At 32.3% G+C, this 21950-nt stretch carries 19 protein-coding genes and 2 pseudogenes; 12 read left to right on the top strand and 9 right to left on the bottom strand.

Annotated features, from left to right (window positions below):
• From LV89_RS25425 to LV89_RS24070, 3 genes and pseudogenes are all read right to left on the bottom strand, one after another.
• Nucleotides 1-230 (bottom strand): annotated as a pseudogene (locus tag LV89_RS25425) (IS982 family transposase); the annotation flags it as partial.
• 457 nt (nt 231-687) lie between these two features.
• Complete coding sequence (locus LV89_RS24075; protein WP_109745551.1) at nt 688-942, bottom strand: hypothetical protein; 255 nt, start codon at nt 940-942, stop codon at nt 688-690.
• A 61-nt stretch (nt 943-1003) separates the two neighbouring features.
• Nucleotides 1004-2005 (bottom strand): hypothetical protein, encoded by a 1002-nt coding sequence (locus tag LV89_RS24070; protein ID WP_109745550.1) that lies wholly within the window; start codon nt 2003-2005, stop codon nt 1004-1006.
• 461 nt (nt 2006-2466) lie between these two features.
• Between LV89_RS24070 and LV89_RS24065 the strand changes: the two genes are divergently transcribed.
• Both LV89_RS24065 and LV89_RS24060 read left to right on the top strand, forming a co-directional pair.
• Nucleotides 2467-3777, top strand: a complete 1311-nt coding sequence (locus LV89_RS24065; protein WP_109745549.1) for an AAA family ATPase — start codon at nt 2467-2469, stop codon at nt 3775-3777.
• Nucleotides 3764-4411, top strand: a complete 648-nt coding sequence (locus LV89_RS24060; RefSeq protein ID WP_109745548.1) for an RloB family protein — start codon at nt 3764-3766, stop codon at nt 4409-4411. Before LV89_RS24065 ends, LV89_RS24060 begins: the two co-directional genes overlap by 14 nt.
• Before the next feature lie 490 nt (nt 4412-4901).
• Here the strand turns inward: LV89_RS24060 and LV89_RS24055 are convergent, their stop codons facing one another.
• On the bottom strand, nt 4902-5108 hold the full coding sequence (locus LV89_RS24055; protein ID WP_109745547.1) for a helix-turn-helix transcriptional regulator: 207 nt from the start codon (nt 5106-5108) through the stop codon (nt 4902-4904).
• Nucleotides 5109-5338: 230 nt separating this feature from the next.
• Between LV89_RS24055 and LV89_RS24050 the strand changes: the two genes are divergently transcribed.
• The 9 genes from LV89_RS24050 to LV89_RS24010 all read left to right on the top strand — a co-directional run bounded on the left by LV89_RS24050 (nt 5339) and on the right by LV89_RS24010 (nt 15423).
• The gene (locus LV89_RS24050) at nt 5339-5644 is read left to right on the top strand and encodes a hypothetical protein (RefSeq protein ID WP_109745546.1); all 306 of its coding nucleotides are present in this window, start codon (nt 5339-5341) and stop codon (nt 5642-5644) included.
• A gap of 107 nt (nt 5645-5751) precedes the next feature.
• Nucleotides 5752-6690 carry a glycosyltransferase gene (locus LV89_RS24045; protein WP_109745545.1) on the top strand — a complete coding sequence of 313 codons (939 nt, stop codon included), beginning with the start codon at nt 5752-5754 and terminating at the stop codon, nt 6688-6690.
• Nucleotides 6687-8312 (top strand): vitamin K epoxide reductase family protein, encoded by a 1626-nt coding sequence (locus LV89_RS24040; RefSeq protein WP_109745544.1) that lies wholly within the window; start codon nt 6687-6689, stop codon nt 8310-8312. The genes LV89_RS24045 and LV89_RS24040 overlap by 4 nt, the downstream gene beginning before the upstream one ends.
• Before the next feature lie 32 nt (nt 8313-8344).
• The gene (locus LV89_RS24035; protein WP_109745543.1) at nt 8345-8548 is read left to right on the top strand and encodes a hypothetical protein; all 204 of its coding nucleotides are present in this window, start codon (nt 8345-8347) and stop codon (nt 8546-8548) included.
• 80 nt (nt 8549-8628) lie between these two features.
• Nucleotides 8629-10143: a TlpA family protein disulfide reductase gene (locus LV89_RS24030; protein ID WP_109745542.1), complete on the top strand. Its 1515-nt coding sequence runs from the start codon at nt 8629-8631 to the stop codon at nt 10141-10143.
• Between the two features lie 53 nt (nt 10144-10196).
• Nucleotides 10197-10892 carry a glycosyltransferase family 32 protein gene (locus LV89_RS24025; RefSeq protein WP_109745541.1) on the top strand — a complete coding sequence of 232 codons (696 nt, stop codon included), beginning with the start codon at nt 10197-10199 and terminating at the stop codon, nt 10890-10892.
• Nucleotides 10893-10914: 22 nt separating this feature from the next.
• The gene (locus LV89_RS24020; RefSeq protein WP_109745540.1) at nt 10915-11724 is read left to right on the top strand and encodes a glycosyltransferase domain-containing protein; all 810 of its coding nucleotides are present in this window, start codon (nt 10915-10917) and stop codon (nt 11722-11724) included.
• Between the two features lie 76 nt (nt 11725-11800).
• Nucleotides 11801-13993, top strand: coding sequence for a peptidase domain-containing ABC transporter (locus tag LV89_RS24015; RefSeq protein WP_109745539.1), 2193 nt, complete (start codon nt 11801-11803; stop codon nt 13991-13993).
• A gap of 59 nt (nt 13994-14052) precedes the next feature.
• On the top strand, nt 14053-15423 hold the full coding sequence (locus LV89_RS24010; RefSeq protein ID WP_109745538.1) for an HlyD family secretion protein: 1371 nt from the start codon (nt 14053-14055) through the stop codon (nt 15421-15423).
• A 180-nt stretch (nt 15424-15603) separates the two neighbouring features.
• Here LV89_RS24010 and LV89_RS24005 read toward each other — a convergent pair whose 3' ends face one another.
• Complete coding sequence (locus LV89_RS24005; protein WP_109745537.1) at nt 15604-16770, bottom strand: hypothetical protein; 1167 nt, start codon at nt 16768-16770, stop codon at nt 15604-15606.
• Nucleotides 16771-16974: 204 nt separating this feature from the next.
• Here LV89_RS24005 and LV89_RS24000 point away from each other — a divergent pair, with 204 nt between their 5' ends.
• Entirely contained in the window at nt 16975-17337 is a 363-nt protein-coding gene (locus LV89_RS24000) for a hypothetical protein (RefSeq protein ID WP_109745536.1), read from the top strand.
• Between the two features lie 59 nt (nt 17338-17396).
• On the opposite strand, the gene LV89_RS23995 is transcribed toward LV89_RS24000, so the two are convergent.
• The 4 genes and pseudogenes from LV89_RS23995 to LV89_RS25420 form a co-directional block, all read right to left on the bottom strand.
• Complete coding sequence (locus tag LV89_RS23995; RefSeq protein WP_109745535.1) at nt 17397-18368, bottom strand: TraM recognition domain-containing protein; 972 nt, start codon at nt 18366-18368, stop codon at nt 17397-17399.
• Nucleotides 18358-19047: a hypothetical protein gene (locus LV89_RS23990; RefSeq protein ID WP_109745534.1), complete on the bottom strand. Its 690-nt coding sequence runs from the start codon at nt 19045-19047 to the stop codon at nt 18358-18360. Before LV89_RS23990 ends, LV89_RS23995 begins: the two co-directional genes overlap by 11 nt.
• A gap of 35 nt (nt 19048-19082) precedes the next feature.
• Nucleotides 19083-21587, bottom strand: a complete 2505-nt coding sequence (locus tag LV89_RS23985) for a toprim domain-containing protein (RefSeq protein ID WP_109745533.1) — start codon at nt 21585-21587, stop codon at nt 19083-19085.
• 56 nt (nt 21588-21643) lie between these two features.
• Nucleotides 21644-21950, bottom strand: a pseudogene (locus LV89_RS25420) (hypothetical protein); the annotation flags it as partial.

Here is a 21950-nt window from a genome sequence, read left to right as displayed (position 1 = left end):
AAAATTGGAAAATCTCTTTTCAAATCTTTGCAGACATATTGTTCATAGTATTGTTTGAAATTTTTGTAGTGAGAGTAGTGATAAAAAATCAAAATGGTCATAATCTCACCCATAGACATACAGCCAATTTTACGCTTGGGATACCAATTAATATTTGAGGCGAACCCTGCAATTTTTTCTAAGTAAAGTTGGTTAAATTCATCAACTTCGTAGTATATTTCGTCAAGCATAGCGATTCGATGGTTATTTGTTAAGTTTTGCAACTCTAAAATAGTCCCATTTGCAATCCTATGCTATTTTTTACCCCTAAAATCTGAAAAGCTCACGTTAATATTAATTTTCATAGGTTTATACAGATATTATCAAACGCACCTAAACTATAATAAACAATTGCGGGCAATTCGATTTTGTGGGTATTTTTAAAGAAGAAGTATTCAGTTTTCATCTGAAAATTTATTTGGTTTCGATACTTAAAATTACAAAATTATCAGAGATAGAGTAGGAGGGAGGCGAATCTAATCAAATGAGAATTATCCATTTGTTCAAGTAAATACTGCCCCCTTTGTAAAAGAAAATACCAAGCGGACACGATGCCCGCTTGAATAATGCACACTCAAACCTTTTTCAAAAGTCACTTTTTATAACAGCTCTTGTGATTAACGACACTATATATACGTTTAAATATTTCTACTCCTTAATTAACAATACGTCGTCTTCAAAAAGGCTTTCTTGTAAAACAATTCCACAAACTAATTTTTGGATGTACAATTGATTACTTTCAGAGATTTTTAAAAGTAAGGAATCATCACTTCTCATAAATTTAAAAATTCGCTCTTTATATAGCTCAGGATTATGTTCTTCAACTTTTAAAACTCCTTCTTTATCAAGAATACTCACTTCGTAGTTTCCGATTGCCAATTCTTTAAGTTCTTTAATAGTCATTAAATGATTAGTTTTTGCAAGCGGACACGATGCCCGCTTGCAAATTAATGAGAAAGATAAATTATGCAAAAACCTCTTCTGAAATAGCATTGAAGACCATTTCATCGGCTGCATTGCGTTGAACGATTGATTTAACAGAGTTCGCTAAAGCACGATTTATACCATTATACATTAACCAAGCATCAGGCGTATCTAAATTTAAACGGTACTGCTCGTTAGAAAGCACTCCCAAAGCAGTAGCCATCAAATTTTGGGGAAAGTAATTTGCTCCGATTCGTTTTTGAATTTTCTCCATAAACTCGTTGGGCGAATTTTTAATTTTAAATTCTGACATTTCACTATATACTTGAAACGTATTAGAGACACCACTAACCGCTTTTTGATACAACTCCGCAAGAGCTTCAATAGATGATTCCAATTCGACGGCAAACTGTTCTACATTAATACCAGAATGTTTGTGCGTATAGCGTACATCGTCTTGCGAAACCTTTTCTTGGTCAAAAGTGAGTTCTTTGTGTTTAACTTTTTTCCCTTCTCTCAATAAATCAACGTATTGTTCAAAAGACACCGATTCATCAACCCAGCCGTGTAAACCATTAGCACATATTTGGCGGTAGGTAGAAAGGTAGTACGCCTGTTTAACCTTTGATTTTTCTCTCATGGCTACCCCATGCAATCCAAATTTTTGCTTCCCATCATAACCATTCTTAATAATGAACGAACAATTTACTTTGTCCTGCTCTGTTCCTACGGTTTTGATGTAATCAAGAAATTTGACTTGTATTTGAAACTGCATCATTCGGTGGTGGTCAATAGAAATCTCAAACGTAGAAGGAAATTTCATCAATACTTTATGAATCGTATTTACCAACATTTCATTCGTAATAAGAGAGTATTTACCAGAGTGTACACCTAAAATATTTTTTTGTCCATTAAACTCCCCAACAACCATTTGAGAGCGTTCAGTATTTACGACATTCATACCTGTTGTCAAACCAATATCTTGTAAAGAGACTGGAAATTGTGCTTCACTGACGGAAATTGCTTGCTTATAATTTTTCATTTTGCTACGTTTTAATTAAGATTATTTGTTCTTTTTTGATAGTATAAAGGTACTACCAACGCATCTTAATTAAAACCACAACACTATGACAATCAAATACTTAACCCAATTATTAAAATATAAACCTTCCCCTTTGTTTTTTAAAACTATTGAAAAAAAATACTCATAACTACTCTCAACTATATTACATAATTATATCTAAAAAGAAGGGTAGCAGAGAGAACAATCAGAAATTAGAAAAGTATTAATTTAGATTTAGGCATTGGCAGAACCGCTACTACCACGTCCTAATGACTCTCCTTTAAATGACACGTTTAAATTATTCACCATCAGCAAATCTTAAAAATCCACCATTTTTAGTAGTCAAATATGTAATTCATTTACAAAAATGAAGCACACTTCTTTACATTTTCCATTTTTATCAATATTTTTGTAATTCATTTACATAATAACGAACTAAAATGATAGTAAACTTTAGTATTCAAAATTTTGGATCTATTAAGGACAAACAAACGCTATCCTTCGAAGCAGATAAATCAACTCATTTAGAAGAACACTATGTCTTTGAAGCTACTGGAGGGATTAGGCTGCTAAAATTAGCATTAATATACGGTGCTAACGCTTCAGGGAAGACAACCATTTTAAAAGCATTAGACTTTTTAAGAAACATTGTTTTAGAGCCTGCTAAGAAAAAAACCGACCCCATAGAATTTACTCCATTTTTATTTGACTCCCAAACACCAAAACAAAATTCCATTATTTCTATCGAGTTCATTCAAAATGAAGTTCGATATATTTATGACGTTGAGTTTAATAACCATGCTATTTTACAAGAAGAACTAACCTTCTTTAATCCGAATAAGGCAACTGTATTTAAACGAACAACTGATGTTGCAAACCAATTCACCCATATTACATTCGGAAGTAAAATAAGAAAAGATAAAATATTTGAAAAAAATTTAGAATCAAATACACTTTGGAACAACACAGTTTTAGGTGGATTTCTTAAAACGAATATCGAATTAAAAGAGTTAAAAGAAGTTACTGATTGGTTTAAGGATTATTTGAAACGAGTGATTTATACACAAACAGACCTTCAAGCGTATGTAACAGAAAGAATTGAGAAAACCGAAATTGAAAAAGAATTAGTCTTAAATATTTTAAGAAAAGCAGATTTTAATATTTCAGATATTTTAATTCAAGAAGAAGAAAGAGACATCCCAGATGGCTTTCTTGAGTTCATTGAAAAACAACTAAAAACACCTGATGAGAAAATATCAGAGCTAAAAAATAAAGGAAAAATAACTTCCGTAAAATTAGAGTTTGAACATACTGTAAATCAAGTTACGTATCCTCTTCCTTTTGAATTAGAATCACAAGGAACTCAAAGATATTATGGTTTTTCGGGACTATTGAGTTTATTAATCACAAATTCAGTTGTTTTTCCGATTGATGAATTAGAAGCATCACTACACCCAGAGTTATATTTACATTTTCTGTTATCTTTTTTAATCAATGCTAAAAAATCGCAAATTATTGCAACCACTCACAACCGAGAAATATTAAACAATAGAGATATTTTCAGAAATGATGTCATCTGGTTTACAGACAAATCTGAAACTTGTGCGACTGAGCTATATTCTTTATCTGATTTTGATAGTTCAATCGTCAGAGATACAAGTAACATTTTTAACGCATATAAATTGGGTAAATTAGGCGGAACTCCTAATTTAGGTGATTATTATATTGACATCAGCAATGAGAAAAATTAGACCTCTTCCTTTTAAGACTAAACCAAGTTTTGCTATCGTGGTTGATGGCGAAACGGAGTATTGGTATTTCCAAATGTTGGTTAGAAATGAAAAAGACAAGTTAAATGTTAGTATTAAACCTGAATTGCCATCTAAGAAATCTTTATCTGACCAATTTCAATTGGTTAAAAAATTAGCTGAGGATTACACTAAAACCTTCTGGATTATTGACTTAGATGTGATTCTAAAAGAAACAAGAGAGACTAAAAAAGGCTCAAAAACGAAAATTCAAGAGTTTACAGAATACGTAAAATATATCCATAAAAAATACGAAAAGAGCGTTACCATCATTGTAAATAACCCTTGTCTTGAGTTTTGGTTATTACTTCATTTTGAAGCAACTTCAAAATATTTTGATACGTGCGAAAGTGCAGAAAAGAACTTAAAGAAATACCTAAAAGACTACGAAAAGACCCAAAAATACTATACAAAGCAGAATAATGACATTTACCTCCGACTAAAACCAAGTTTAGTTGAAGCATTAAAAAATGCGAAGGCTTTGAAATTATTCGATGCTGAAAATCCGAATGTAGGTATGTCTGAAATGCAATTATTTTTTGAAGCAAACGAGTTTGGACAGCTATTCAAAATATAATCGTCCAGCGAAATCAAAAAAGCACTTCCATTAGTGACTATATTTTTATTAGCCCAGAGCCATCCGAAATCAATACATTTTAGAACTTGTTTTTTGGGAGAGAAACTTAACCTAAATTTATGTCCGTTGATACGAAGACTTTCGTTAAACAATATTACTACGGTCAAGAATCAAGATTTAGAGATATTAAGGAAATAGGGTAGAGCATTTTTGGAAAATAATATTACTTACTAAAAACTTCACTGAAAATCCGGAGAACAAAGTCGAAATAGAAGAGCCATAATTAATCGTTGCTCAAAGTTAACGATAAAGACAATGTTAAGTTTTATTCTATTTACACTATGTTTTTAGTTCATCATCTCATTTAGCTTTCCAAAATTTAAGATTGTTGAAAATATCCCTTTTTTGAGATTTCATTAAACGAGTAATATATATCCGAGTAAAAAAATAGGTCTTGAAATAAAATCAAGACCTATTTGGTTAGTGAAAACTACGAATCCTCTCTTAAGAGGCTTTCCAGAGAAATCTCAAAAAAAATGGCAATTTTTTGAGCTTCAAATACATCTGGCACATTATTTCCACTCTCCCAATATGAGATTTTACTTTGTGAAGAAATCTCTAAAAAATGAGCTAATTCTGACTGTGAAAGGTGTCTTTCTTTTCGTAGTTTTTGAATGGTTTTTCCAAGTTTTTGCATAATAATAGGGCTATGTTTAGATTACAATATTATTAATGTAGATTAATGGTTATTAAACGCAAATATAAAGTTCAGAAATCATTTATACATATAATCCAAAAAAAAATAATTTATTTACAAAATATCAAATTTTAGATTGGAAGTAATAAATGTCTAAGGCAATTTTGTATCACCATTTAAGTGACTTATAAATGAGAAGACTTAATGTTCTATAAAACTAAAATGAAAAAATGAAACCGAGTGTCCTATTTATTTCAGCCTCCATCCGAAGCCATGTACTACCTTCTTTATTCATTGCCGATCTATTTGCTGACGAGTACAATATTCATTATGCCGTTACCAATGATATTTTGAAAGAAATTGTTGTAAAAAATGGATATAATGCTTTTCTAAATTCTGGATTTCGCCCTTGCATAGGTATTGAAGGGAAATATTTGAGTGAGGTAAAAAAAAAGAAGCAACTTTCTGGAACGTCTCAAAAGCTCTTTGGAGGAATGAAATTTATGAATACCGAAAAGCAGAACTCGACTCTATAATAAAGAAGCTAAACCCTAAAATCGTTATAGTTGATATTTTTTGTAGCACCGATTTCTTGATACTCCATTCACACATTAACCACTTAAAAGTTTTTTTTTATAATCCAATGCCCTCAACGTATAAAGTGGGGAGTTATCCGCTTGTTTCAGAAACGGTCTGGTCAGAGAAAAGAAATATCCTAAAAAACACTGATAAAAGTAAATTAAAGCAATTTTTGAAAAGCCCCAAAGTATACATTTTTGAATATTTGAAGCAAAAAAACATTGATAATCTATTCAAAATCAGTCGAATAACGGATAAAAATAAGAAAATTGACAATGACTTTATTTTTGCTTTTGATAATATACCTGAGCTGGTTTTAGTTCCTTTGGAATTTGAATATTCCAAAGAAATTAGGAAAGGTTTTCAACATTATTTGGGGCTATCACAACGTATAGAAAACCGTCAAGATACGGAATTAGACCCTCATTTTGCGGATAATTGGAATAGCATATTAAAGCAAAAAGAAAGTGGCAAAAAGATAATTTATTGCAGTTTTGGAACATATTTTGAAGGGGCAGACCCACGTTTGTTAGATTTTGTGAACGTTATTTTGGAATCTGTCAGTAATATTCCAAATACTATTTTGATTTGTTCGGTCAATAAATTTATTGTGGAAGTCATTAATTCACAGCATATTACGCTTAAAAATGCTTATTTTTTCTCAAGAGTTCCGCAACTTAAAGTATTAGAAGTTTCAGATTTGTTTATTACGCACGGAGGCATGGGAGGAATCAAAGAAAGTATTTATTACAAAGTACCCATGTTAGTATTTCCGCTTGATTTACATTATGACCAATCTGGAAATGCCCTCAAAGTTGAAATTCATGGGTTGGGTTTGCGAGGGACTTTTGGTTTTGAACGAAGCAAAGATATGCAAACAAAAATAACAAGGCTTTTGGAAGAAGAAAGTTTCAAAGAAAAACTAACAGCTTTAAAGCATCAAACGGATAATTATTACACAGAAAACTATTTCAAAAACCTTTTTAACCAGCTTTTACAATGACCTTGAATCCCTCTGAAAAAAATGCCTTTGTTGCGGTAAATAATTTGTTGAAGATAGCAAAAGTTAAGGTTACAGAGACAACTCTAAAAAATAAATTATTGCAACACTCAGAATTCCCAACGTTGGTATCGTTGAGTGATGTTTTGACGGATTTGAAAGTTGATAATATGGCAACTCGTATAAATCCATATCAATTATCTGAAATACCACTGCCTGCTATTGCTCATTTTGAAAATGGTTCTGGATATATTATCATCAGCAAAATTGAGAATAATACCGTAGAGTGGTTGCATGATAAAATGGGTATTAGAAGTGAAAGTATTGCTGAGTTTTCTCAAAAATGGCAAGGAATAACTTTACTAACTCAACCCAATGAAAAGTCAGGAGAAGAGAATTATTCAAGAAATCGTAAGTTTGAAATTATCGATAATTTACGTAATCCATTTATTATCAGTGGTCTATTATTGATTTTAGCGTATTTTATTGGAAATCATTTTACTAATTTATCCATTGAAAACCCAAACTATTTTTACGCTTTTCTTATTGCAAAATTTGCGGGTGTCATTGTGAGTTCTTTTCTAATTTGGTACAGTATTGATGCCAAAAACTCATTTCTGACAAGTGTATGTGAAATTAATAGCAAAACCAACTGCGGTAATATTCTAAATTCAGAAGCCGCTAAAATTTTGGGTTGGCTCACTTGGTCAGAAATTGGATTATTTTATTTTACGGGTGGATTTCTTTCGTTATTGTTTTCAAATAATCTAAACGAAACCTTACAGATTCTGAAATGGCTTAATGTTTTAGCTTTGCCATACACCGTTTGGTCAGTTTATTACCAAGCATTTGTAGCCAAAGAATGGTGCGTATTATGTTTGACGGTTCAGGTTTTATTATGGATTGAGTTTTTTACTTTATCACCAATTTCGTTTACAATTAGTAGCGATATAATTAACAGTTTGATAAATCTATCCTTATGCTTTCTGTCAGTAACTATTCTGTGGGCATTTATCAAAAAGCCACTACAAAACTCAGGGCGATTTGATGAAACCTACAATACTTTACAAAAAATAAAATTTGACCCTGATTTTGTGAGAGGAATTTTGAGTAAAGAGCGAATGTTACCGCCTATTTTTGAAGGAATGAAGGTTTTGAGAATGGGAAATACTGAAGCGGATAATGTAATTACCTTGGCTTTAAGTACTTCATGTGTATCATGTGGGCGTGCTTTTCAAGAAGTTAAAAAATTAATAAATAGTAATAATCAATTTAGAACTGAAATATTTTTTGCCCCTTCAAATAATTTAAGCGATGAAAGTGTAAGAGTTGCAAGGGTAATTTTGAATTTGCCAAATGAATATATACAAGAAGCTACTCAAAAGTGGTTTCAAAATGTAAAACAAGATCAACAAAAATGGGAAATAAAACTTGGAATAAATGAAAACATAGAAGCAGATTTTCAGCAAGTATCTTTTCATTTACGTTGGTTAGAGTTGGCAGGTGTTGTTTCTGCCCCAGCTATCTTTTTGAACAAAGCGGAACTACCTTCATTTTTTGGTATTGCCAATATTGAGAAACTTTGTCAAATAGCTCCGAATATAGGATTTGCAAATCAAAAATAAGTCAAGTTTTTAAACAATTTAAACAAAGAAAAATGAACAATTTATTGTCAAATTTCTCGGGACTTGCATTGACAAGAATGGAGATGAAAAAAGTAACTGGTGGATGTTCTGTTGAAACTGCATCAGGTGGAAGTGTTTCAGGTTATACAGAGAAAGATGCTGCTGCTCACGCAAGAAATACAGGATTGCATTACTGCTGTGCAAGTTGTGGACATACCACAACGTGGAAAAGTTAGTTTTAAATTTTAATAATTTACACGACTTGATACTTTTGGGTCGTGTAAATTTCAACTCCTTAAAATTTGTTACGATAATCATGAAAATAATCCTATTAATAGTTATTTCTTTAATAACAACAATTGTGAGTTGTGAATCGCAAAAAAAAAATATCATAAATGATAGAAAAATAGGTAAAATTATATTGGTATTTGAAAATACTCCCATTGATTCGAAAAATATAATTTTACCAAACGGTCAAACAATTGAAAACAATACAAACCCTTTATCTATATTAACATCTGAATACGAAGAACCTCTATTATTTAATAAAAAAGATACGATTATCATTAACACTAATAGTAATTTTTTGATACTTAAATATCGTTATAATCCAATAAGCGTAAATGAATATGTATTTCAAAATGGTGACATTGCAGAAATAAAATTTTCTCCAAATGAAGGTTCTATATCGATAAATATAAAGAATAGAAATTGCAGATTATTTGATAACAATTATGATAGTCTTTTGAGAAAAAATAACAATATCGGGTTATTATCACCGATTGAGTTATATAATGAACCATTTTTAGGATATGATATAAGAAAACTACCACATAAAGACTTAATGAAGGAATTAAAAGAAATAGATTCCAAAATAAAAGCGGATAATTATATTTTAGCTTTAAAAAACTTCAAAAAAGAAACTTCATTGTTAGACTCCCTTTTTAAAGAGGATTTAATTTCTAATGAAACATTTAATTATTTCTCAGATAGGTTACTTTTTCAAAAATTATCTTTTTCGATAAGCAACAGTGAATTAAAATTTGAAGATTTTAAAAAAATAATTGCAAATTATCAAAGTAAAGGGAATAATATTAGTTACAGATTTTTTCTTAGCAAAGGAATAGATTTTTTTATATCAAAAGAAGCAAAAAAACATTTTTCTGGTGATGGACTAAATAAAGATTATCGAGAAGTTTACGATAGGATTGTCAAAAATACTTTCACAAAAAACGATGATAAAAAATATTTACTAACTCGAGAAATAGACCGCATTGCAAAGTCATTCTCAAACAAAGATTTTTTAGAATATTTTGCTCGTTTTGAAAAAGATGTTGTTGATACTATTTACGTAGGTCATATTAGAAACAAATATTCATTAAAGTTTAATGATAAGAAAAATGAGACAAATTCTTTGGTTTTAATGACTTCTCATAAGAAACAAATAACTTTTGATGATTTAAAAAAACGTCATGCAGGTAAATTAATTTATGTAGATTTTTGGGCAAGTTGGTGTGCTCCATGTCGTAAAGCCTTACCATTTTCAATTAAAATTAAAGATAAAAATAAAGATGTTGTGTTTGTGTATTTATCAATGGATAGTACCATAGACCCTTGGCAAAAAGCAATAGTTGATGAGAAATTGCATAATTATTCAGAAAGTTATTTAATCGTAAATTCGGAAACTTCTAATTTTCTGAAAAAGCAAAATGTAAGTGCTATTCCGAGGTATATGATTTTTGATAGAAAAGGTGTATTGGCTTTTGCAAATGCTCCAAGTGCTGAAAGTAAAGAGTTGGGAGCAACTTTTGCAAAATTATTATCTAAATAGAGCCTTGAACTGGATTTTCAAATCAAGAATAAGTCAAATTTCAAAAATAAATAATGAAAATTCCTAAAATAATTCATCAAATATGGCTTGATAAGCCTTCTATGACTCAATTTTTTATAAAATTAACTGATACATGGAAAACAAAAAATCCTGAGTACAAACATATTTTATGGGATAAAGATAATGCACAGTCTTTTTTAGAAGAGAACTTCTCAAATTGGTTACCGTTTTATGAACAACTCACGTATAATGTACAGAGGTTTGATTTATTGAGATATTTGATACTAATAAAATATGGAGGAATATATGTAGATGCTGACTACGAATGTTTACATAAAATAGATTCTATTTTAGAAAATCAGGAAATAGCTTTTGGGCTTGAACCAGAAAAGTATGCCAAATTTCATCAATCATCCTATTTTTTAGGAAATTGTTTCATGGCTTCAATTCCTGAACATCCATTTTTAATTGAATTTACTGAATTAATTAAGGTAAATATTCCTCTAATTGATATTGATAAAGATGATAAATACCGATATGTAATGAGTACAACTGGACCAATTGCCTTGAATCAATTTTATCATGAATATCAGAATAAAAACTCCATCAGTTTAATTGAATCCGAAATTGTATGTCCGTTAGATTCAAAGGAAGCAAAAGATTATTATTTGGGAGGTAGCAATGTTATTTATTCAGAAAAACTAAAAAATGCCAAAGCAATACATCTTTTTGCTGGTACCTGGCTATAAATTGTTATAAAAGTATCGTAAAATGAAAATAATAACTTGTATTTCAGACGAAGAAGATATAGGCTATAAATATGCTTTGAAAGCATCATGTACTTATCATAATCTTGATTTGATTACGCTTTTACATACAAGTGAATGGAGCACACACAGAAATAAAGACCTTTATTTAAAGAGTTACCTTCTCACTTTACCTAAAAACGAAATCATATTATTTACCGATGGATATGATACCATATTTATTGGTGGAGAAAAACAAATATTAAAAAGATACGAATTAGTTTCCCCAGAATCGGGTATCGTTATTTCTACTGAAAAGTATTGCAGTCCAGACTCAAGTTTGACAAATTTATATCCATTAGTTAGAACGCAATACCGTTTTTTAAATTCTGGCGGTATCATTGGAAAAGTGTCTGACATTTTAGAATTACTTGAAAAAGTTAGTGTGTTGAACTCTGAAAATGAGAATATTGTATCTAATCAGTACAAGTGGAGTAATCAATATCTGTGGACACAAGTCTTTTTGAAAGAGAAAGATTTAAACATAAAACTTGATATTAATTGTGAATTATTCCAAACTATTCCAAATTCAATAGAATCAGGGTACAAATATGCAATTGTCAGCAATATTAAGGAAAGAGAAAAAATGATTATAAATTCAATTGATACAATTTTAAGTGAATTTATGATGAATGATGGTATAACTATTAAAAATATTAGTACAAATACTTATCCTATCCATTTACATTTTTGTGGTGATTTAATGAAATCTGCAATGTTTATGGAGCCTTTTAATCAATTTATTGGATTTGTAAATAATGAGGTGTTAGCATGACCCCTATATTGCAATTCATTGAAAATTAATACATTATACTCCCATTTTGATTTTAAAACCTTCTCTAACCCACTCCATGCCCAAATTCCCTTTCTATCAACAACTTGATCAAATGGATTGCGGACCTACCTGTCTGCGTATGATAGCCAAATTTCATGGGCGTAACCTCAATCTTCAAAAACTACGCAATGCTTCGGGGTTTAGTCGGGAGGGTGTTACATTATTGGGTATTGCCGAAGCTGCTGAAAGTGTGGGTTTTAGAACGTTGGCAGTAAAAGTTCACTTTGAGAAATTAGTCAAAGATGCTACACTTCCCTGTATTATTCACTGGCAACAAAATCATTTTGTAGTGTTGGTAGAAGCAAAAAAAGGCTCGGCTCTCTTGGCAGACCCAGGTAAAGGCATCCGCAAAATGTCTGAAGCTGATTTTTGTGAGCATTGGGCTACTTCCCAAGAAGAGGGCAAACCCGTAGGTGTGGCTCTTCTTATAGAAACTACTCCCGCCTTTTTTGAGCAAGAAGATGATAAAAAATCGGGTTTAGATTTTTCGTATATCCTCAAATACCTTTGGTCATACAAAAAATTACTTTTCCAGTTGGTGGTGGGGTTGGTGGTGGGGAGTGGCTTGCAGTTGGTACTCCCCTTCCTTACGCAGTCTATCGTAGATGTGGGCATCCAGACTCGTAATCTCAACTTTATTTATGTGATGTTGGCGGCTCAATTGATGCTTTTTGCGAGTAGAACGGTTGTAGAATTTATTCGTTCTTGGATTTTGCTCCACATCAGTATTCGTATCAATTTGTCGATTCTCTCCGATTTTTTGATAAAACTGATGAAATTACCGATGTCGTTTTTCGATACAAAAATGTTTGGCGACATCATGCAACGCATCGGCGACCATAGCCGTATCGAACAGTTTTTGACAGGACAAACCCTCAGTACGCTTTTCTCCTTAGTAAATCTCCTGATTTTTGGCAGTGTTTTAGGAATGTATAGCATGACTATTTTTACGATTTTCATGGTTGGTTCAATCCTGTACGCCTTTTGGGTGATACTATTCTTGAAAGAAAGACGTAAATTAGATTTCAAGATGTTTGATGTATCTGCCAAAAATCAGGGTTCGTTAGTCCAGTTGATTCAAGGAATGCAGGAAATCAAATTAGCCAATGCCGAACACCTCAAACGTTGGGAGTGGGAACGCATCCAGACCAAGATGTTTCAGTTCCAAACCAAAGGCTTGGCTCTCAATCAATATCAACAGGCAGGAGCGTTTTTCTTGAATGAAGGCAAAAATATTTTGATAACATTCTTCACTGCCAAAGCTGTAGTGGACGGTCAATTGACCTTGGGAACGATGTTGGCGGTGCAGTACATCATCGGGCAATTAAATGCTCCAATTGAGTCATTGATTCGGTTTGTTCAGTCGGCTCAAAGTGCTAAGATCAGTTTGGAAAGGTTGAATGAAATCCATGAATTGGATGATGAAGAAAAGGAAAATCAGACAAAAGCATCGATTCATACAGGTTATCAAGGAGCAGGTATTTCACTCAAAAATATTAGCTTCACGTACCCAGGGGCTGGAAATGAGCCTGTTTTGAAGGACATAAATTTAGAAATTCCGCAAGGAAAAGTTACTGCCATCGTGGGCATGAGTGGAAGTGGCAAAACGACTTTATTAAAATTATTGCTCAAATTTTATGATTTGAAGGGCGATATAAAAGTTGGTAATACACCTTTTGATAGTTTTAGGGCAAATCAATGGCGTGGAAAATGTGGTGTAGTGATGCAGGATAGTTTTATTTTTTCTGATACCATTGCACGAAATATTGCATTGGGAGACGAGAACCCAAACATCGAAAAACTCTATCACGCTTGCGAGGTGGCAAATATTATGGAGTTTATTGAAAGTTTGCCCTTGGGGTTTAATACCAAAATTGGCTCAGAAGGAAATGGAATCAGTCAAGGACAAAAACAGCGTCTATTAATCGCCAGAGCCGTTTATAAAGACCCAGACTATTTGTTTTTCGATGAAGCAACCAACGCTTTGGATGCCAATAATGAAAAGAAAATCTTAGAAAATTTGTCAGCATTTTTCCACGGCAGAACGGTTATTGTAGTAGCCCACCGACTCAGCACCGTAAAAAATGCAGACCAAATTGTTGTACTTCATAAAGGAGAAATCATTGAAACAGGGACACATGAAAGCTTGACGGTTAAGCGTGGAGAGTATTTTGATTTAGTAAAAAATCAGTTGGAATTAGGGAATTGATGGATTACGGATTTTTGATTTTCGACTGCGGATTTAGTAGCATTTACTTATAACTCAAAATGATAAAAGATATTGAAAATAAAGTTTATCTAAACGGCTCAAAACCTGAGACTTTGAAAGGTTCTTTTGGCGTAACTCCCGTAAGCCCACGACCCAATCTTGAATTGCGGTCAGAGGAAGTCAATGAGATTTTGAGTAATCGTCCTGCGGGCATCATCCGATATGGACTGACTGTTATTTTCTTTTTGGGTGTTTTAGGTTTGATAGCTTCTTGGTACATCAAATATCCAGAAATCATTAAAGGAGGAGTGATGATTACAACCGAAAAATCACCATTTAAGGTCATTCCACGTTCATCTGGGCGTTTGCAAAAACTTTTAGTGAAACCTAATCAATTAGTTAAACAAGGAGATTTTTTAGCGGAAATTGAAAATACGACTCGTTTAGAGAACCTTTCGGTTTTGCAAACGCTCTCACAACAACTCAAAAATTATCTTCAAAATACATCCTCAAAAGTTTCTTTTCCTTCTAATGCCCTCACATTTGGCGATTTGCAAAATGAATATAATAGTTTGTTGAAAAATTATCAAGAATCAGAACGTTTGATGGACGATGCCATTTATCAACAAAGACGAAGAATTTTGGAACAACAGATTGCTGACTACAAAAAGATGATTGTTATCAACGAAAGACAAGTTGATTTGAACAATGAAGAATTCGGAAATGCTGAAATAAAATATCAAGCTGATAAGAAATTATACCAAGATAAAGTTTACGGGAAATTAGAATATTTGAATCTTGAAAATACTTTTATCCAAAAGAAAAAAGAAAAAGAAACGTATGCTAAGTCATTAGTAGAAAATAGCTTAACGCTTTCGGAAAGGCAAAAGCAATTAGCAGAATTAGATTTTGAGTTTGTCCAAAAAACACGAACTTACCGAGACAATATTCTTCAATCTATTCAAAACATTGATAATCTTTTGGCAAATTGGCAACAGAATTATGTGATTACTTCCCCATCGGACGGTAAATTAAGTTTCTTGCAAAACCTGACCGAAAACCAGGTGATTCGTACAGGTGATACGCTATTTGCCGTTTTACTACAAAATCAGCCGATTATAGGATTATCAGTTGTCTCGGCTCAAAGTTTTGGGAAAGTCAAAGTTGGTCAAAAAGTAATTATCAAATTGGTCAATTATCCTTTTGAAGAATATGGTAGTTTGTCTGGCAATATTCAAGAAATTGAGCCTACGCCCACGGGAAGCCAATATCGGATGAAGATTAAATTAGAAAAAGGTTTACTTACAAATTATTATAAAACCTTACCATTTCGAGCTGAAATGCAAGGTTCATTAGAGATTATTACGGAAGATATGAGGTTATTGGAACGAACTTTTTATGGGTTGAGGAAAATGTTGAATCAAAGATGAATCAATTAGTCGTAGATACACTAAAGTCATTCAAAACACAAAATCTTCTTCATTATTGTACAAAAAAAGGTTCATGGGAATTGTAGAGATTGTGATATTTTCCTCCAATTTTATTACGCTAAATAAAAGCACCCTTGTTAGAAATCTTACAGAGGTTTGACGACTAACAAGGATACCCATTTACATTCCCAGATTCAACTTAGGTTGAGTGATAGTAGTTTCCTTATTCACAACTTTTTCAACGACTGCATTCATTCCAATTGATTTATCTAATTTCTCTGTTGACACTTTTCGGTCATGTTCGATATTTTTCCCGTTGAATACATCTAATTTCACGTTAGCGGTGTAAATGCCTTCTACCTTATCATCTTTTATTCCCTCAATACTTACAGAATTTCCTTTGGCTAACTGAAATGATTGTAACGGCGTTAATTTTACACCTTTATATTTTGTAGGCACATTTTCCATAGGAAAGGTTTTGGATTCCAGAAAAATATCCTTCCCAACTTTAGTGCTTACCTCATGAGAAAATCCAACAAAGCCATCTTTTTCTAATTCTTGGTAAAACTCTCTTCGCTGATTGTCATTCAAAAGGTGTTTATGCCCAATTCTCTGTATTGCGTTCATGGCAATAAAGGCTTCTTTATCACTTAATTTATGTAAAACTTGTGATTGTCCTTCTTTATCACTGAGCAAAAAGAGTGTTTCAAAGTCTTTATCATGAGAGAAATCCTTTTTCACGCCAAAGGATTTTGCGAGTTTATCCACTATTTCATTCGTTACATCAAAATGTAGGGTAGCGGTGAGCCGTTTTTGAGGAGTTAATTCATTGTCATTTGCCCGAAAATCATATCTTTGTGGAGTATTCAACGTGAGTACAGGCGTATTATTTTTAATATCACGGGTAAGTTGTAACATTTTCAAACCCATAAATGCTTTGGGTTTTCCAGCAGCATCGGTCTGCACACCTTGATAAATGATTGATTTCCCTTGTAATAATTGTTCTGAATAATTTCTATTTGATAAAATACTCAGAGCCATTAAATCTCCTTTAACTGCTTCCATACTATTATCCATAGCAACATTAGTAAAATTGGCAAGCCAATCATTTGAAGTAGAATTATCGGTTAAAATGTCTATTTTCTGTCTTTTATTTTCAGCAATTGACAATTGATGTTCTTGCACGTTTTCAGACACTACACCAATCATTACATTAGATTTAGCCTTTAATGCTTCAATAATAATTTCATCCGTTGGGGCTATGATAAGACTTGGGCTTAAATTTTCTACGATTCGACTATCTACCTCTTGTGTAGAATTATCTAAATTTTCATGATTTGTACTCATTGCCTAAATACACCGAAATGTACATTTATATTGAAATATAATATTTAACATTTATATTTATACTAAATATACAAATGTTTATATTTTATAAAAATACACAAATATAAATATTTAATATATACATATATTAAAATACAGTAATGGCTTAATTTATGCCTTACTAAAAACATAAGAAAAAACAATATAAAACCAACACTAATTAAGATGAACCGTCAAACGAACGAAGAACTAACAAACTATTACCAAATACTCAATAAAGATCAAGTTAAAGTGTTTTATCTCACCCAAATTCACGATAACATTTGTGAAATTATTTGGAAATTATATCTGGAAAGATACCCCAATACTGAAATTCCGTCAAAGCCCACATTCAAGCAAAAAATGCAGAATGAAGCAATACTGGAATTTACAGGTATGACGCATCAAGAACTGAATATTCTTAAAAAAGTAAGAGGAAATTCAGACACTATACTAAAACTAATGGCATTTTTCAATCAATATAATATTTCATTTATGGATATATTTTTTGAAAAAACATTGCTTGATAAATGCTTACATTTAGTTTAGTATCTTCATTTTATGATGTAAGCGACCAGTATTTTATTATTGGTTGCTTACATCGGTATCTATTCTCCTATTTTTTTATTGACAAAATCTAATTCAGTTTGTGTTAAAAGCATATTTTGTTCATAGTCAATTAAATCCGTGACCTCTTTTTTGATTGTTAAGAAATTATTTCGAACTATATCTTCTTTAAATTTTTCTAATTCTTCAGCAGAATTAATCTCAATTCCCATTGATGCAGCCAAAGTTTTAAAATCCTTTATTTTTGGAAGATGTTCATCGGCATTTCCAATATTGGGGTCGAGTAGGATATTGGCATTGAATTTTTTAAAATTTGTCTCTTCGCCATAACTTCCAGATGCAATACCTACAAATTGCCCTTGCTCCAGTTCTGAAATCTTTGAGGCAGGTATTACGTTTTGTAATTCTTGTGATACTTGTACTGAGGTATCATTTTGAGAAAAAGTAATGGATTCTTTTTCTTGGTTTGTTCTACCAAATCTTTCACTTAATTTATTAGCGGTTTCGTAAACCACTTGTCCTGAAAATACATTTCCTTGAATGCCTAATATTACGTCCGCTTCTTCTTTACCATAATCCTTGTACAACTGAGAGAAATCTTGAATCCCTAACCAAGTGGCTACTCGGTTACTACGAGCTGTGGCAATCAATAAATCTAAGCCCTTGATAAACATGGTTGGTAATTCGTCCCAAAATAAGGCTGAATGTCGTTTTCCTTGTTTATTAATTAACTTAATTAGCCGTGAAGTATAAAGGGAAAATATGGTTCCGTAAATGGCTATACGTTCAGGGTTATTGCCACAACAAAGTATTTTAGGAGTAAGCGGATTATTAATATCTAATGTAAATTCATCACCAGTCATAACCCAATAGACGGTAGGAGAGGAGAGCTTTGAAATCGCAATCTGAGCCGAAGCAATCTGCCCTGCTAATTGTTGTCCTGCTCCAGATTCCACAGCTACCATAAAAGGTCTAACCATAATTTCTAAGTCTGGATATTTACTAAATACCATGAGGGCAGCATTCGTTTTTCAGTTTTTCTTGCTTTCCAAAAACCTTTGAAGCACTCGCTGAAATATCACCAATTCTTTTTAGATTTTTTACTTCTTCGTAAACAGTGGTAACAATGATGTCGTTGTTTGACTTTTTCTGAGAATTGTTGCTTGATTGTGAAACTGATGATATAGAGGGGTCTGGTTGTACATTGGTCGTACCGACAGGAATGGTTGCTTTCGTGTTAATTGGAGTGGTAACTCCTTGTTTTGGATTGAGTATCATTTCTTTTACAACAGAATCAGAAACTTTAGCGGATTTCAACTTAATTAAATCATTGGGGTCAACATCAAATTTATGAGCAGTTTTATTGATTTTTTCTTTCAAAATCGTAGTTGAAACGTCTGAATTGGATAATTTAATGACCTCTTCGTTCGTAATAATTTCTGTTGGCGGCGATGCAATAAACATTGACTTGACAACTCTGTCCGACACCTTTCCTGCTCTCAGTTCAATTAAACCCTGAGCGGTCAAATCAAATTGACATTTTGTTGAATTAATTTTAGCTAAAATAATATCTTGTGATATTTTTGAAGCCTGTAAATTAATAATTTCCTTATTACTCAAAGCATCTTGAGCGTAGGTAGTAGAATTAAAAGAAATTAAAAATAATATTGCGTATTTTAAGTTAAGTTTCATACAAATATTGAATTTATAGTTTTAGAAATGTGAATTTATTTTAACATTTGTTGCTGTTGAACTTTTGATTTTGTAACCGTCTCCTGCTTTTCTTTCACCACAGGTTTTACGAAACTACCAACACCAGCTTTTTCCATTTTAGCAACCAACTCCTTTTGTTGCTTCTCGGCTTGGATTCTACTCGCTTCCATTTGAATCATTACTTTACTGACATCCAACTTTTCAATTGGCTTAGGTGTTTTGGAATAATCAGAATGCTCCAAAGGTCTTCCTTTACGATTGGCTAAAAGTTCATTAAAATCCTTCTCATATTTGAGGGCATCCACTCGGTAAATGGGTTGCATTTGCTGGTCATTAATTAAGTCTTTTACCCCATTAATCGTTTTTCGGAGAAACTCTTTATCGTTGGGCAATGACAAATCTATTTTGCTAACAACTCCTATCCCTTCCGAATTTAACAAAACCTGTGACCTTTCAATTTTACCAATTTTATCATTATTTAACTCCGTTTTTTCTTCCGCTAAATCCTTCCTATCAATTTCACCATTAATTGTTTTCATCAATTTTTCAATCTTATGATTGATTGCTTTTTCTGCTTCTTTTTGATTACGATAGGGGTGTCCTTCTCCAAAGGGAGCATTAATTTCTAACTCTAAACGGTTGGTATATTTTTTTGATAGATTTCGTTTATCTTCGGGCAATGATTTCTCTAAATCTTTTGTGTCCTTAACGGCTGTTACATCCAAAGGAATTTGAGCTTTTACGTTTACATTCACATCATACCTTTCATCAAACCTCGGATGTTTGATATTAAGGTGATTAATACCAAAACGATAACCTGGAGGGTCATTATCAGGATTAATCACCAATTGAGCCTGTGGATTATAACTTAATACATTTTTAATATGCTCAACTTGGGGAGTGGTCGGCTGTCCAGATGTAGCCAGATATATTCTCTTGACATCATTGGTAGGCACTAATTGATGATAAGAAATAGCGTCCAAAGCATCTTCAAAAATGTGAATTTGATTGGCTTCCACTAATTTCAAATGTGTTAATTGTTCCTTTGAAATAGATAGGATTTCACTTTTACCCACCATTTGAACGTCTTGATTATTTTCAGTATTTCGAGAAACGTTCACTAAAGTACCTTGCGGAATAATGATTTCACCCTTCTCATTCTGAATATCTTTTTGACTTTCAAAATAAAGGTTAGACTTCCATAGACCACCTGTGCGAGTAGCATCCGAAAACCATTTTTCATTAATCGGTTTTAACACCGTAGGGTTTTCTTTATCGGGTTTGAAGCCTGTTCGCCTTTGAAGGATAGAAATAATTTGACGATTTTGGTTACTAATCGGAAAAGTAGCGTAGTCTTTTTTACTATTCGGATTATCCTTAAATGCTCGTGTTCCTGCAATAATTTGATTATGAAAAATGGAATCTTTAATCGTTTTTTCGCTAACATCCCTGTTTTCAAGAGTCTTAATTGAGGTCTTGTCAAGAGGTTTAAGCGTATGCTCTTCAATCAAATTTACCTCTCTCAATCTTGCCACTACTTTATCATTCAAATCGTCCAATTTGATAGTACGCATCGGTTTAGTGACTTTATGGTTTTCCGATTTGAGTATAAAATTGGAATCTCCCATTAAGTAATTAATCTTCTCATTTTTAGCTCTTAAATTTCCGCCTTCCATGAAGTCAATTAACTGAACGACATCAAAGAGTTCTCCACGATATGAATTTGACCTCCGAGACGATAATGCTCCCGTTAAATCAAAACCAAACTTTACGCTAACACCTCCTTTTTGACCATTTAAAACTGCCAATTTGGCATCTTCATTTTGCCATACTCTCCACTGTTTAGAAGTCTTATCAGCTCGTTCAGAAAAACCGTAGTCTTCCAATACTGATTCAAAATCCAATTTATCGATGGCTTTGTTATAATCAGCAAAAGGCGTTTTATCAAGACTCGGCTGATTACTAAACCCTTGTTTTTCGAGCGTTTCTTGTAATAAAATTTGGTCATTTTGGGAGTATTGCCCATATTTTACCGCAATCCGAGCATTTTTTGAAAGCCCGTCAGTATTTAATTGTTTGTGTTTCAGCTTTCCGTTTAAAACAATTTTATCATGGTCTATGCTTTGGAAAGCAGGAGAGGTAACCAATTCAACTTTATCGTAATAGGCTTTAAAATCGGAAGTTTTTAAACCATAAGGCGTATTGGTGAAAACAGTTTTTAATCCCGTTTTGGTATTAATGGCAAAACTAATGGATTCGGCTTTCATTGGATTTTCAATGGACGAAGTAACAATTTTATCCGCATTAATTTGACCATGCAAAATGTTCGCCTCCGTTAAAGCCTTATCCAACTTCAATAAATTCTCTTTTTCTGGATTAACCCATACATACAAAGCATCAACTTTTTTGGCTGCATCATAGGTTTTCATGGCATAATTTCCAAAAATCATGTAATCAACATTTCCATCATTGAGAGCTTTGACGACTTTTTGTAATTCAAATTCGTTTCTATAATTCATCGTTAATTAAGGTGCTAAGTGGGATTATTTCGTAATAGGATAAAGCTCTCTATACTCTACCCGATGATTTTTGTTACGTATTGATAATGAAATAGTTGTATTTGAATCCACCGAGTAAATTTATTTAAAAATTCATCCCAGATTTTTATAAATCCTTGATTGATATTTCTGAAACCTTCTCTCAAAATATCAAGCCCTTTTCGGAAAAAACTATTGGATTTATACCCATGTTTTTTAATTCTGATTTTTTTTACTTTTTTATGATGATGTTTTCCAATATTCGTACATATTCCAACTGCTATACTAACAAAAACGATTAGCTTTTTAATTTTTTCGCTTGATTTTAGGTGCGTATTTTCTAAG

The sequence above is a fragment of the Arcicella aurantiaca genome (genome assembly GCF_003148625.1).
GTDB classification, from domain to species: Bacteria; Bacteroidota; Bacteroidia; order Cytophagales; family Spirosomataceae; genus Arcicella; species Arcicella aurantiaca.
The sequence above is the reverse complement of the archived record's forward strand: the minus strand, read 5'-3'. Positions and strand labels throughout refer to the sequence as shown.

What these genes read in the sequence shown, in the direction of transcription:
- LV89_RS24075 (WP_109745551.1), bottom strand. Translation starts at nt 942, where the DNA reads ATGACTATTAAAGAACTTAAAGAATTGGCAATCGGAAACTACGAAGTG.
- LV89_RS24070 (WP_109745550.1), bottom strand. Translation starts at nt 2,005, where the DNA reads ATGAAAAATTATAAGCAAGCAATTTCCGTCAGTGAAGCACAATTTCCA.
- LV89_RS24065 (WP_109745549.1), top strand. Translation starts at nt 2,467, where the DNA reads ATGATAGTAAACTTTAGTATTCAAAATTTTGGATCTATTAAGGACAAA.
- LV89_RS24060 (WP_109745548.1), top strand. Translation starts at nt 3,764, where the DNA reads ATGAGAAAAATTAGACCTCTTCCTTTTAAGACTAAACCAAGTTTTGCT.
- LV89_RS24055 (WP_109745547.1), bottom strand. Translation starts at nt 5,108, where the DNA reads ATGCAAAAACTTGGAAAAACCATTCAAAAACTACGAAAAGAAAGACAC.
- LV89_RS24050 (WP_109745546.1), top strand. Translation starts at nt 5,339, where the DNA reads ATGAAACCGAGTGTCCTATTTATTTCAGCCTCCATCCGAAGCCATGTA.
- LV89_RS24045 (WP_109745545.1), top strand. Translation starts at nt 5,752, where the DNA reads ATGCCCTCAACGTATAAAGTGGGGAGTTATCCGCTTGTTTCAGAAACG.
- LV89_RS24040 (WP_109745544.1), top strand. Translation starts at nt 6,687, where the DNA reads ATGACCTTGAATCCCTCTGAAAAAAATGCCTTTGTTGCGGTAAATAAT.
- LV89_RS24035 (WP_109745543.1), top strand. Translation starts at nt 8,345, where the DNA reads ATGAACAATTTATTGTCAAATTTCTCGGGACTTGCATTGACAAGAATG.
- LV89_RS24030 (WP_109745542.1), top strand. Translation starts at nt 8,629, where the DNA reads ATGAAAATAATCCTATTAATAGTTATTTCTTTAATAACAACAATTGTG.
- LV89_RS24025 (WP_109745541.1), top strand. Translation starts at nt 10,197, where the DNA reads ATGAAAATTCCTAAAATAATTCATCAAATATGGCTTGATAAGCCTTCT.
- LV89_RS24020 (WP_109745540.1), top strand. Translation starts at nt 10,915, where the DNA reads ATGAAAATAATAACTTGTATTTCAGACGAAGAAGATATAGGCTATAAA.
- LV89_RS24015 (WP_109745539.1), top strand. Translation starts at nt 11,801, where the DNA reads ATGCCCAAATTCCCTTTCTATCAACAACTTGATCAAATGGATTGCGGA.
- LV89_RS24010 (WP_109745538.1), top strand. Translation starts at nt 14,053, where the DNA reads ATGATAAAAGATATTGAAAATAAAGTTTATCTAAACGGCTCAAAACCT.
- LV89_RS24005 (WP_109745537.1), bottom strand. Translation starts at nt 16,770, where the DNA reads ATGAGTACAAATCATGAAAATTTAGATAATTCTACACAAGAGGTAGAT.
- LV89_RS24000 (WP_109745536.1), top strand. Translation starts at nt 16,975, where the DNA reads ATGAACCGTCAAACGAACGAAGAACTAACAAACTATTACCAAATACTC.
- LV89_RS23995 (WP_109745535.1), bottom strand. Translation starts at nt 18,368, where the DNA reads ATGGTATTTAGTAAATATCCAGACTTAGAAATTATGGTTAGACCTTTT.
- LV89_RS23990 (WP_109745534.1), bottom strand. Translation starts at nt 19,047, where the DNA reads ATGAAACTTAACTTAAAATACGCAATATTATTTTTAATTTCTTTTAAT.
- LV89_RS23985 (WP_109745533.1), bottom strand. Translation starts at nt 21,587, where the DNA reads ATGAATTATAGAAACGAATTTGAATTACAAAAAGTCGTCAAAGCTCTC.